Annotated in this window: 10 protein-coding genes; 9 read left to right on the top strand and 1 reads right to left on the bottom strand. The window is 39.7% G+C overall.

All coding sequences use genetic code 11. The features are described from left to right. Nucleotides 1-431: DUF819 family protein (locus P9Q65_RS12325; protein ID WP_304509742.1), on the top strand; the 431-nt coding region annotated here is incomplete at its 5' end. 37 nt (nucleotides 432-468) lie between these two features. Next, entirely contained in the window at nucleotides 469-1,440 is a 972-nt protein-coding gene (locus P9Q65_RS12320) for a dipeptidase (RefSeq protein ID WP_304509741.1), read from the top strand. Between the two features lie 390 nt (nucleotides 1,441-1,830). Here P9Q65_RS12320 and P9Q65_RS12315 read toward each other — a convergent pair whose 3' ends face one another. Next, complete coding sequence (locus P9Q65_RS12315) at nucleotides 1,831-2,382, bottom strand: cupin domain-containing protein (protein ID WP_304509739.1); 552 nt, start codon at nucleotides 2,380-2,382, stop codon at nucleotides 1,831-1,833. Between the two features lie 337 nt (nucleotides 2,383-2,719). Between P9Q65_RS12315 and yhbY the strand changes: the two genes are divergently transcribed. From yhbY to P9Q65_RS12280, 7 genes are all read left to right on the top strand, one after another. After that, nucleotides 2,720-3,022 carry a ribosome assembly RNA-binding protein YhbY gene (gene yhbY, locus P9Q65_RS12310; RefSeq protein ID WP_304509737.1) on the top strand — a complete coding sequence of 101 codons (303 nt, stop codon included), beginning with the start codon at nucleotides 2,720-2,722 and terminating at the stop codon, nucleotides 3,020-3,022. A gap of 20 nt (nucleotides 3,023-3,042) precedes the next feature. Next, nucleotides 3,043-4,173: a DUF2974 domain-containing protein gene (locus tag P9Q65_RS12305; protein ID WP_304509736.1), complete on the top strand. Its 1,131-nt coding sequence runs from the start codon at nucleotides 3,043-3,045 to the stop codon at nucleotides 4,171-4,173. Between the two features lie 12 nt (nucleotides 4,174-4,185). Then, a complete protein-coding gene (gene nadD, locus P9Q65_RS12300; protein ID WP_304509734.1) occupies nucleotides 4,186-5,418 on the top strand; it encodes a nicotinate-nucleotide adenylyltransferase in 1,233 nt (410 codons plus the stop codon). A gap of 11 nt (nucleotides 5,419-5,429) precedes the next feature. Beyond that, nucleotides 5,430-5,765, top strand: a complete 336-nt coding sequence (gene rsfS / locus P9Q65_RS12295; protein WP_304509732.1) for a ribosome silencing factor — start codon at nucleotides 5,430-5,432, stop codon at nucleotides 5,763-5,765. A gap of 581 nt (nucleotides 5,766-6,346) precedes the next feature. After that, nucleotides 6,347-10,900, top strand: coding sequence for a glutamate synthase large subunit (gene gltB / locus P9Q65_RS12290; RefSeq protein ID WP_304509731.1), 4,554 nt, complete (start codon nucleotides 6,347-6,349; stop codon nucleotides 10,898-10,900). A 17-nt stretch (nucleotides 10,901-10,917) separates the two neighbouring features. After that, nucleotides 10,918-12,402, top strand: a complete 1,485-nt coding sequence (locus tag P9Q65_RS12285) for a glutamate synthase subunit beta (RefSeq protein ID WP_304509729.1) — start codon at nucleotides 10,918-10,920, stop codon at nucleotides 12,400-12,402. 252 nt (nucleotides 12,403-12,654) lie between these two features. Further along, the coding region (locus P9Q65_RS12280) for a transposase (protein ID WP_304509727.1) at nucleotides 12,655-12,969 on the top strand (315 nt) is incomplete at its 3' end.

The raw sequence follows: 12,969 nt of genomic DNA, 5'->3' as shown, positions 1-12,969 counted from the left end.
TAAGTAACAAATATTTAATTATGACCACAGTAGCTATGCTTGTTGCAACATTTGGTGCAAAGCATGTTGAAAAAACAGCAGGCACCCAGGAAATTGGTACATATTTGATTTATTTGTTCTTGTTCGTTATCGGTGTTCCTGCATCCATTAAACAAATTCTTGTAAATGCTCCAATGTTGTTTGTATTCTGTTTGATTATGGTTGTTGTAAATATGCTTTTCTGCTTTATTTTTGGTAAATTGTTCAAATTCAATCTGGAGGATATTATTCTTGCATCCAATGCGAACATTGGCGGCCCTACGACAGCGGCGGCAATGGCAATTTCCAAGGGTTGGGTTAAGCTGGTAGGTCCTATCATGTTAGTTGGTACCCTGGGCTATGTCATTGGTACATACTTTGGTACCATCATTGGAAATTTGTTAGGCGCGTAAACATAAGAGATTTTAAAGAGACGAAAAGAGGAGTAATATGATTTTTGACGGACATTCCGACATCTTTACTGATGTCACCATCAAACGCCTGCTTGGGGAAACGCAGGTAATTAAGAATCACCACCTGGCTAGATTGCGTAAAGGCGGAGTTGAGGGAGGCTGTTTCGTCATTTGGATTGACCCACCTTATGACAAAGATCCATCGAAAAGGTTGGAACAAATTCTGAAGGCAACAAAAGATGAAATGGCAGAGTGCGAAGAAGCGGTTTTGGTTCATAATACAGCAGAAATTGAAGCGGCACGAAAAGCAGGTAAGTTTTTCATCTTGCTAGGCATAGAAGGTCTTTCCGGTATTGGGGAAGATGTGGATCGCATTCATACTCTGTATGATTTTGGTGCACGCCATGCGATGCTGACTTGGAATGAGCAAAATGCTTTGGCAACGGGGGTTCAAGGTGACCCGAATAGAGGGCTTACTCAACTTGGGAAGAAAGCTGTTAGAATCATCCAGGAGAAAAAAATGATTATGGATGTTTCGCATCTGAACGAACGCTCTTTCTGGGATGTTATGGACGTAGCCCAAGGCCCAATTTTAGCATCTCACTCCAATGCAAAGGCGCTGGCGCCGGCAACGAGAAATTTAACAGATGAACAGTTATTGGCCATTCGAGATTCAAAGGGCTTAGTTGGGTTAAATTCTTTTAATCTTTTTGTAAGCCGGGATTTAAAGGAACAAAATGTGGATAATCTTGTAAAGCATGCATCTTATATTGCAGACAAAATCGGTGTAGAGCATCTTGGCTTTGGCTTTGATTTTTTTGAATTTTTATCAACAGATTCTATGAAAAGCTATAGCGATCAAGAAACCTCCTTTACCGTTGGGTTGGAGGATTGTTCTAAGGTTCCCGAATTGCTTGCAAAAATGAAAGCGGCAGGATTTACGGAGAAAGAATTGGAGATGGTTTCCGGCGGAAATTGGCTAAATCTTATTCAAAAGGTGATTGGCTAAAGTTTTTGTGGCTTTATGTGCTACATACAAAATTGTGATGATAAGTTATTAAAATAGATTACAAATGATCCCCCATTAAAAATTTGTTGAGAAGTATTGACTATATGGATAATTGGATGGAAATGTATCCATGCCTATCAAATACCCAACAACAAATCTTAAATTTTTTTGTACAAAAGAAAAAATAAAAGTATTGCTTCCCTTTAAATACTTTTAAACTTAGTGATAAAACAGAAGAGCCCGAATTGCAATATTTTACAAGATAAAACTTGGATAAAGCAATCGGGCTTTTTTCTGTGTATATTTAAAAAACAGAAAAAACAGAGGGGGAAATAAGGAAGATGTATTTTAGAGATAAAAAAACGCCGCAAATTATGCAGCGTGTAGGGCTTAAAAGAATGGCGGGGTCATTGCCCAAATGGAAACACACTCTTCGTCAGAGTTGTTGATGTATTTATGGGGGAGAGAACTGCTAAAATAAATGCTGTCTCCTTCATAAAGCACATATTCATTACCATTCAAGTGTACCGTGAGTGTGCCTTTCAAAACGTAGCCACATTCTTCTCCGTTATGGTAGAGGGTTTCTTTTTCATAGGTGCATCCGCATTTTAAACGAACTTCTGTCATATCTAATAGATGACCGGGGCGAGTGGGTGACAAAAGCTTATAGAAGCTGTTACTACGATGGGTGACAATGACTTTATGATCACCCCGTCGGATGAGTATACCATCTTCTTGCTGTTTTTCTTCGAAAAAGTAATTGATATTCGTGTCCAATGCGCTTGCTAAACGCCAAAGACTTACGACTGAGGGGACTACCAAATCACGCTCAATTTGGCTGATTAATCCTGTACTCACCTCGGAAATTTTAGAGAGCTCCGCAATGCTCAATTTTTTTTTATTTCGTAATTCTCGAAGGCGAGAACCAATTTGTAGATCCATTTGTTTTCCTCCTATATCTAGGTGAATGAATATCAGTAGAATATTATTCAGTATTGTATTAATTTGATTGGAAAATACAAAAAGTAAAACTTATAGTACCATTGAGCTTCAAAATTGGGTATGTTAAACTGATACAAAATCATAATAATATAAGAATATTTTTTGTATATTATATTGTATCATCAATAGTTTTGTGGAACAATGATTTTTTCATAAAAAAATTGAAACAATATATAAAGTAATTACCTTTTTTGGGGGGGAAGATTGCAAAATAGGGGGCTGTATGCTATGATGTTAAGGATTATAATGAGAGATTTTAGACAAATTGGAGGACTTTATGTTAACAAGTAAACAAAGAGCTTTTTTGCGTTCTATGGCGAATGGAATTGATGCAATTTTTCAGGTTGGAAAAAACGGTGTGACACCTGAATTGAGAGATACAGTGCATTCTGCGTTGGAAGCCAGAGAGTTGATTAAAGTTAGCGTTTTAGATAATAATATGTTATCGGCAGCAGAGGCGGCGGAATTACTTGCCAGCAGGACAGGGGCGGATATTGTTCAGGTAATTGGCAATAAATTTGTATTATTCCGTCAGTCTAAAACGAAGCCGGTTATCGAATTACCCAAAGCAAAAAAATAATACTTGGGGGAGAGAATTCCATGACTAACGTATTTGATTATCTCCTGTGGCGGGGCGATCTAACGTTAGAGCAATCCCCGTTTCAGGATGTGGATGGCCTTATTTTAACGTGCTTTGCATATCATTTTTTCATAGATGTATTGAACCAATATGATGCTTCACCGGTGCGCATTGAGGACTTAGCCAATAAAGTGAAGGATTTGCCTCAGGAGAAGCTTCATGTGCGTGATCCTCAGGATCTTGTGTTATTGCAGTTGATGGGAAAAAGCCAGCGGTTTCAAAATATGGAGGTATGCTATTACGTTGATCATGTGAATATTGAAAATGAAGCTCAGTTTGCCGCAGTTACCGTTCTTTTGGGGGATGGTACGTTTTTTGTTGCATATAGAGGGACCGACTTATCCCTGGTTGGATGGAAAGAAGATTTTAATATGAGCTTTTTGGATTTTGTTCCTGCGCAGATTGCAGCGTCAGCATATCTGATGTATGTGGCACAAAGGATATCTGGGGATATTCGTGTAGGAGGCCATTCAAAGGGTGGAAATTTGGCTGTATTTGCAGCGGCGGTTTGTCCCCGTAAAATTCAGGAGCGAATTTTATGTGTTTATAATCATGACGGGCCTGGGTTTCAAGAAGGAATGTTACGTTTTCAAGGTTATAAATATATGATTTCCAAGGTGCATTCTTTTGTGCCGGAATCTTCCATTATTGGGATGTTGATGAATCACCAAGGAGGATATGTGGTTGTAAAAAGTGGGGAAAAGGGATTGTTACAGCATGATCCTTACTCATGGGAAGTATCTGGTAAGGGGTTTGTTTGTTTGGAATCTGTTTCTATGGAAAGTAAATTTTGGAACAGAACCCTTAAGAGTTGGCTAAAGAGCCTGACACCCCAAAAAAGAGAAAAATTTGTGGATGCGTTGTTTGAGATCCTTTCTATGACCCATGCCGATGAGCAGGGCGACGTTGTATTATCACCCCAAAATGCTTATCGCACTTTGCAAACATTGAAGGATGAGGACGAAGAAACCAAAGAAGCTATATTTGATGGACTGCGACTGCTATGGGATGCAACAAAGAAAACAGCGGGAGATTACGGTTTAGCCTTGCAAAGGCTGGCTGAGTGGAAACTATTGGATAAGAAGAGATAAAGAGGCGTTTCTATGCGAAATGAGATAGAAGTTTTTAAAGACTGCAAAAGCATAGCCATTATGGGGGGGACATTTGATCCCATTCATAATGGGCATTTGGTGACGGCGGAGGCCGTTCGCCATCGTTTTAATGTGGACAAGGTTATATTTATACCTACGGGCAAACCTGCCCATAAAACAAAACAGCGGATCACCCCAAATGAACATCGCTACTTGATGGCAGTTTTGGCAACCATGCGAAACCAAAATTTTCAGGTGTCTCGTATAGAGATTGATCGTCCCGGTACAACCTATACAATAGATACCATTGAAGCGTTAAAAAAAATGTGCCGTCCTGATGTAAGATTATATTTTATTACGGGTGCAGATGCCATTCATCAGATTATGAGTTGGAAGGAACCGGAGCGGCTTTTGTCTCTATGCGATTTTGTTGCGGTAACAAGACCCGGATACGATAGAGATCTCTTGTTTGGAGATATTCGTCAAATAAGGGAAAAATATACCAGCCGAATTCATTTTATGGAGGTGCCGGCATTGGCAATTTCTTCCTCAGATATTAGAGAGCGTGAAAAAAGGGGAGAGCCTATTAAATATCTATTGCCTCAAGCGGTGGAAGATTATATCCATAAATTCTGTTTGTATCGGGATACAGAAAAGGACGAGGTGAAATTTATGTTGGATTTGGATGTAATGCAGGAAAAATTACAATCTGCATTATCTATCAAAAGATATATCCATACCATGGGGGTTGCCGATGAGGCGGAACGCTTAGCCGAAATTTTTGGTACCCAATGTGACAAACAAAAGGCACGGGTAGCAGGCTTGCTCCATGATTGTGCAAAGGATTTTCCCCCAGAGATGAGGGATCGTTTTTGTAAGGAGTACAAGGTTGCAGTTGATGATTATATGAAAGAAGTCCCCGATCTGATTCATCCTTTTTTAGGAGCAGAGGTTGCGAAAAGAGAATATCTGGTAACGGATGAGGAGATTTTAGGGGCAATTCGTTTTCATACCACAGGAAAGGCAAATATGTCTTTACTGGAAAAAATAATTTATATTGCAGATTATATTGAACCAAATAGAGAACCTTTTGAAGGGCTTGAAGAGGCAAGAAGATTGGCATACTTAGATTTAGATATGGCAATGAAGTATATTTTAGAGGAAACAATCAAATATGTAAAAACAAGGGGACGGGAGTTGCACCCTTTTTCCTTGGAAGCATTAAAATATTATAAAGACTGTTAAGGAGGAAAGACATGAACGCATTGGAAGCGGCAAAGATTGCTCAAGAGGCATTGGAGGATAAGTTGGGACAGGATATTAAGGTTTTGGATTTAAAAGGATTATCCAATATTGCGGACTGCTTTGTGATTGCAAGCGGTAACAATGTGAACCATTTAAGAGCTATGGCAGATGAAATTGTGCAGAAATTGTTTAAAGAGGGCGTAAAGCTGCATCACTCAGAAGGCTATAGTGGAGCTACATGGATTTTATTGGATTTTGGAAGCCTTTTGGTGCATTTATTTAATAAAGAACAGCGAGATTTTTACGGACTGGATCATGTTTGGAGCGATGCACAAGACGTAAAATAATCAATGAAAAAGAATAGATAAGGATGATAAGCGTCACTGAAGTAAAAAAGTGGCGCTGTTTTTTTATATTAATAGAATTTATTGGAGAAAAACGTCATTTTTATTGTACATATATTAAAAACATTTGTACGTCTTCAATGGAATCTAAAAAAAAATATTCGCCGTTTTTTTGAAAGGTACTTGTGATTACGCCTATATTTTTATCATAAGTTTTAATTTTTTTAAGTATTATATCTAAAAGAAAATGACGGAGCTCTCCTTCCTGTGGTTACTAATGTTCAGATTTTTCTTCTTTTTTGCAAAGTACCTTTTGTGTATCAGTTTCCTGCATTGCAATGCGGAACAAAATATATTATAATTGTCCCCAAGATCAAAGGAGTTCTTAAACAGTAGTGGTTGTCTGACTGTTTAAGGGCTTTTTTTTTTCTCTAAAATGCAAAATAAGCTGATAATTTTGCCGAAAATTCGTGGAAAGTAAGCGGAAAAAATTCTTTTGCCAATGAAATGCGAAGTAATTATATCACAGAGAAAAATGCAGACAACAAAGAAATAAATAAATAAATCGAGAAAGGAAGATGGCTATGAGCAAAAATTTGTTTCATCAGTTTGAAGAATCAAAAGGCTTATACGATCCCCTGTTTGAGCATGACAACTGCGGGATCGGTGCAATTGTAAATATCAAGGGTGTGAAAAGCCACCAGACTGTGGAGGATGCACTGAAAATTGTGGAAAATCTTGAACACAGAGCGGGAAAAGACGGAGAAGGAAAAACAGGAGATGGTGTAGGAATTTTATTGCAGGTTTCTCATAAATTTTTCTCAAAAGAGGCGCAAAGACTAGGGTATGAAATCGGCGAAGAAGGGGATTATGCCGTAGGAATGTTCTTTTTACCTCAGGGGGAATTAGAGAGAAACCGTGCAAAAAAAATGTTTGAAATTATTGTGGAAAAAGAAAATTTAGAGTTTGCTGGTTGGAGAGAAGTGCCAACCAATGCTTCTATTTTGGGAAAACAGGCCCTGGATTGCAAGCCCTATATTTTGCAGTGCTTTGTAAAAAGAAAGGAAGATACAAAAAAAGGACTGGATTTTGAACGTAAAATCTATGTAGCAAGACGCGTTTTCGAACAAAGTAACGACAATTCTTATGTGGCTTCTCTATCCAGTCGCACCATTGTATACAAGGGAATGTTTTTGGTAAATCAGCTAAGATTATTTTTTAAAGATTTGCAGGATAGAGACTTTGAATCCGCCATTGGTATGGTGCATTCTCGTTTTAGTACAAACACAACACCAAGCTGGGATCGGGCGCATCCCAACCGTTTCATTCTGCACAATGGGGAAATTAACACAATTCGTGGTAATTCAGACCTCATGCTTGCCCGTGAGGAAACTATGGCGGCGGATGTTTTTAAGGGAGAAATGCACAAGGTATTGCCCATTATCAGCCAATCCGGCTCGGATAGTGCTATGCTTGACAACACCTTGGAATTTCTTGTAATGAGTGGCATGGAGTTGCCTTTGGCTGTTATGGTTACCATTCCTGAGCCTTGGAGTAACAATAAAATTATGAGTCAGGCAAAAAAAGATTTTTATCAATATTATGCTACGATGCTGGAGCCTTGGGACGGCCCTGCTTCCATTTTATTTTCCGATGGAGAAGTATTGGGGGCGGTTTTGGACAGAAATGGTTTGAGACCTTCCAGATATTACATTACCGATGATGACAGACTCATTCTCTCCTCGGAGGTTGGTGTTTTGGATATTCCCGTAGAAAAAATTATCAAGAAGGATCGTTTACGTCCCGGTAAAATGCTCCTCGTTGATACAACAAAGGGAACTATTATTTCAGATGATGATTTGAAGGAGCAGTACGCAACACGTCAGCCCTATGGAGAATGGATTGACAAAAACCTTGTTCATTTGAAGGATATTTCCATTCCAAATAAGAAAACGCCCCAGTATACAAAAGATGAGTTAGCCAGATTGCAAAAAACCTTTGGGTATACTTATGAAGAGGTTATGACTGCTATTTTGCCCATGGCAAAAACAGGGGAAGAAGCCATTGCTTCCATGGGGACGGATACGCCCTTGGCGGTACTTTCGGAAACAAAAAAGCCGTTGTTCAACTACTTTAAGCAGATGTTTGCTCAGGTTACAAATCCGCCTATTGATGCAATTCGTGAAGAAATTGTAACCAGTACAACGGTATATATTGGGGGAGCAGGGAACCTTTTGGAGGAAACTCCGGAAAATTGCAAGGTTATTCGTGTGAATAATCCCATTCTTACCAATACGGATTTAATGAAAATTAAGGATTTGAATATTGAAGGGTTTAAGTCTACGGTGATACCGATTACCTACTACAAAAATACCCAGCTGGAAAGAGCCATTGACCGCCTGTTTGTTGAGGTGGATCGTGCCTATAGAGATGGCGCAAATATCATTATTCTATCCGATCGTGATGTAGATGAAAACCATGTTCCCATTCCTTCGTTATTGGCAGTTTCAGCCGTTAGCAAGTACTTAGTAAAAACAAAAAAGAAAACAAGTATTGCCCTAATTCTGGAAACGGCAGAACCCAGAGAGGTACATCACTTTGCAACGTTACTTGGCTATGGTGCTTGTGCGGTGAACCCTTATTTAGCCCAGGATACCATTGCAAATTTGATTGATGAGGATATTTTAGACAAGGATTATTATGCAGCGGTGAATGATTATAATGCTGCTATTCTTCATGGTATTGTAAAAATTGCATCGAAAATGGGTATCTCTACCATTCAATCTTACCAAGGAGCACAAATTTTTGAGGCAGTCGGCATCGACTCAAAGGTTGTGGATAAATATTTTACCAATACTGTTACAAGAATTGAGGGTGTTGACCTAGATGATATTCAAAAGGAATTTCACGAATGGCATAACAGTGCTTTTGATCCCTTAGGGCTGGGAACAGACACGACCCTTGACAGCGTTGGTAGCCATAAATTCAGGAGTAATAAATCCAAACATCTATATAACCCTCAAACTATACATCTTTTACAAGAGGCTACCAGAACAGGGGATTACAAGCTTTTTAAAGAATATACCCACTTGGTGAACGATGAAGCAAAAGTAACCTTAAGAGGGTTGATTGGTTTTAAATTTGCGGAAAATCCCATTCCCATTGAAGAGGTTGAGAGCGTGGAGTCTATTGTGAAACGTTTTAAAACCGGTGCAATGAGCTATGGTTCCATTAGCCAGGAAGCTCATGAAACCCTTGCCATTGCTATGAACCGCATTGGAGGAAAAAGCAACAGCGGTGAGGGCGGTGAAAGCATTGATCGTCTTACTCCGGATGCCAACGGGGATAGCAGATGTTCCGCAATTAAACAGGTGGCTTCGGGTCGTTTTGGGGTAACCAGCAGATATTTGGTTAGTGCAAAGGAAATTCAGATAAAAATGGCCCAAGGTGCAAAACCTGGGGAAGGGGGACATTTGCCTGCTGAAAAGGTATATCCTTGGATTGCAAAAACAAGGCATTCTACCCCTGGCGTTGGCTTGATTTCTCCTCCGCCTCACCATGACATTTATTCCATTGAGGACTTGGCACAGTTGATTTATGATCTGAAAAATGCCAACAGAGATGCAAGAATTACCGTAAAGCTTTGTGCTGAGGCCGGCGTAGGAACCGTTGCCGCAGGGGTTGCAAAGGCGGGAGCCCAGGTTATCTTAATTTCCGGTTATGATGGTGGGACAGGAGCGGCCCCCAGAACTTCTATTCAACATGCAGGAATTCCTTGGGAACTTGGTTTGGCGGAAACACATCAAACTTTGATTCGCAACGGCTTAAGAAACAAGGTAACACTGGAAACTGATGGGAAACTGATGAGTGGTCGTGATGTTGCCCTTGCTGCATTAATGGGCGCAGAGGAATTTGGCTTTGCAACGGCACCCTTGGTAACCATGGGATGCGTTATGATGCGTGTTTGTAATTTGGATACTTGTCCTGTTGGTGTGGCAACGCAAAATCCTGAGTTGAGGAAAAGATTTAAGGGTAAACCAGAATATGTAATCAATTTTATGTATTTTATTGCCCAAGAATTAAGAGAGTACATGGCAAAACTTGGTTTTAAAACCATTTCTGAAATGGTTGGACGCAGCGATTTGTTGAAGATACGTGATGGTGCAAGAACAAGAACTACCAAGGTTGAAATAGAGAGGGTCATTAACAATCCATTTGCAAAGCCCGGTCAGAATTTTGGGTTTGATCCAAAACAAATTTATGATTTTCATTTGGAGGAAACCTTAGATTTAAAGGTTTTATATAAAAGGCTGAAGGATGCGATAGAAACCAAAACGCCTGCGTCTACGGAAGTGGATGTAAAAAATACAGACCGTACCTTTGGTACCATATTGGGTTCTGAAATTACAAAAAGATATCCTGAGGGCCTTGCAGATAATACAATACATATTAAATGTAACGGCGCGGGAGGACAGAGTTTTGGTGCTTTTATTCCAAAGGGACTTACCCTTGAATTGGAAGGGGACAGCAACGATTATTTTGGCAAAGGCCTTTCCGGCGGAAAATTAGTTGTATATCCTTCCAAGAAAAGCAAGTTGAAAGAGGACGATAATATTATTATTGGAAATGTTGCTTTGTATGGAGCCACAGATGGCGAGGCTTATATTAACGGTGTGGCAGGAGAGCGCTTCTGTGTACGTAACTCCGGCGCAAGGGCTGTTGTTGAAGGAGTTGGAGACCATGGCTGTGAATATATGACAGGCGGAATTGCGGTAATTATGGGAAATACAGGGAAAAATTTCGCCGCAGGCATGAGCGGCGGCGTTGCCTATGTTCTGGATGAAAACAGAGATTTTTATACCAGAGTAAACAAAGAATTGGTTTCTTTGGAAGAAGTGTTGCATAAACAGGACGTTACGGTTTTGAAAGAAATGATCACAAATCATGTGAAGTTGACGGGATCTAAAAAAGGACAGGAAATTCTTGACGATTTCAGTAATTATCTGCCTAAATTTAAAAAAGTTTTGCCCCATGACTTCGACAAGATGCATAAAGCTACCGTTCGATTGGAAGAAAAGGGATTGAGCGGGGACGAGGCGTTAATTGAGGCTTTCTATGCGTTCTATTCAAATAAATAAGACAGGGGGGATTATGCATGGGAAAAGCAACAGGTTTTTTAGAATTTGAAAGAAAATCCGGGGGTGAAACGAGTCCGAAGGAAAGAATTAAGCATTTTCAGGATTTTCATGAGCATTTGCAAAAAAATGAACAGCAGCAACAGGCGGCAAGATGTATGGATTGCGGCATACCCTTCTGTCAGAGTGGAATGATGATAAAGGGAATGACTTCCGGCTGTCCTTTAAATAATTTGATTCCGGAGTGGAATGATTTGATTTATTTGGAAAAGCCGGATCGGGCGTTAGGCAGACTTTTAAAAACCAATAATTTCCCCGAATTTACAAGCCGTGTTTGTCCTGCACCTTGCGAGGCAGCTTGCACTTGCGGTTTAAATGATACGCCCGTTACCATCAAGGAAAATGAGTGGAGTATTATTGAAAATGGATATGCTTCGGGGTTGATTCAACCAAACCCGCCCATGGTTAGAACGGGCAAAAAAATTGCAGTAATCGGAAGCGGACCGTCGGGTCTTGCAGCGGCGGATCAACTGAACAAAAGAGGGCATAGTGTTGTTGTTTATGAGCGTAATGACAGAGTTGGCGGCTTATTGATGTATGGTATTCCTAACATGAAGTTGGAGAAAACCGTAATCGATCGTAAGATAAATATTATGAAGGCGGAAGGCATTGAGTTTGTAACCGATGCGGACGTAGGGAATACCATTAAAGCGGAGAAGTTAATTAAAGAATATGATTCTGTAATTCTTGCCTGCGGTGCATCTAACCCCAGAGATATTAAAGTTCCAGGAAGAGAAGGAAAAGGTGTTTATTTCGCGGTGGATTTTTTGCGAGCGACAACCAAAAGCCTTTTAGACAGTAACTTGAAGGATGGGAAATATATATCAGCAAAGGGGAAAAACGTGTTGGTTATCGGTGGCGGGGATACGGGGAACGATTGTGTGGGAACGTCCATCCGCCATGGTGCAAAAAGCGTAGTTCAGTTGGAGATGATGCCAAAACCTCCTTTGGAAAGGGCAGATAATAATCGTTGGCCGGAGTGGCCGAAGGTTTTAAAAACTGATTATGGGCAACAGGAGGCGATTGCCGTATTTGGAAGAGACCCTCGAGTTTATGAAACAACAGTAAAGGAATTTGTATTAGATAAAGAAGGAAATGTTACAAAGGCTAAAATAGTGAAGTTGGAGAAAAAAGCAGACAAAAATGGAGGAGTATCCTTTGCCCATGTTAAAGGCAGTGAAAGGACAATTGATGTGGATTTGGTACTGATTGCAGCAGGTTTTTTAGGTGCGCAAAGTTATGTGACCCAGGCGTTTAAAGTAGAGCAGAACGAAAGAACAAATGTGAAGACGGCTGAAAACAGCTTTCACACAAATGTAGCAAAAGTATTTGTTACCGGTGACATGCATAGAGGTCAGTCTTTGGTTGTTTGGGCAATTAATGAAGGCCGTAGCGTTGCTAGAGAAGTGGATGAAACATTGATGGGATATACAAATTTAATATAACATTGATTTTGTGAATTGTTGGGTAAGTTAGTGTTCATATAAATAAGAGAAAATTAAAAACCACCCTAAGGAAAGCCTTGTTCAGTTCTATATTGAACAGGGCTTATATTATGGGTCGTGACCCAGTTGAGCACGCAAGCGTGCGAAACAGACAACCCCCCGCTATTTGAAGTTGTAAAATGAAAGTAGACAAGGAATATGACCACCTTGCCTACTTTTTGTTTTATAATTATTTTGAAAGGATGTGATATTATGGGAGTTTCTAAAGGAACCAAAAGAAGAAATTGGACTTATGAAGAGAAAATGCGAATTGTACAGCGATATTTTAGTGAAGATCTAGGTATTAAGAGGCTAGCAAAAGAAGAAAATATGGATTACACTCTTTTGAATCATTGGATTCACAAATATCTAGATAATGGTGAAGACGGATTAAAATCCAAAGGGCATCCAGGTAATACTTTTGCAGCTATCCATAAGAGCAAAAATTTGACACAAATTGAAAAGCTAAAACTCACAGTTGCTAAGCAAGAAATTGAAATTGAAAGGTTAAAAAAAGGATACCAAGCG

This window comes from Anaerotignum sp., from assembly GCF_030625865.1.
GTDB lineage: Bacteria > Bacillota > Clostridia > Lachnospirales > Anaerotignaceae > Chakrabartyella.
The sequence above is the reverse complement of the archived record's forward strand: the minus strand, read 5'-3'. Positions and strand labels throughout refer to the sequence as shown.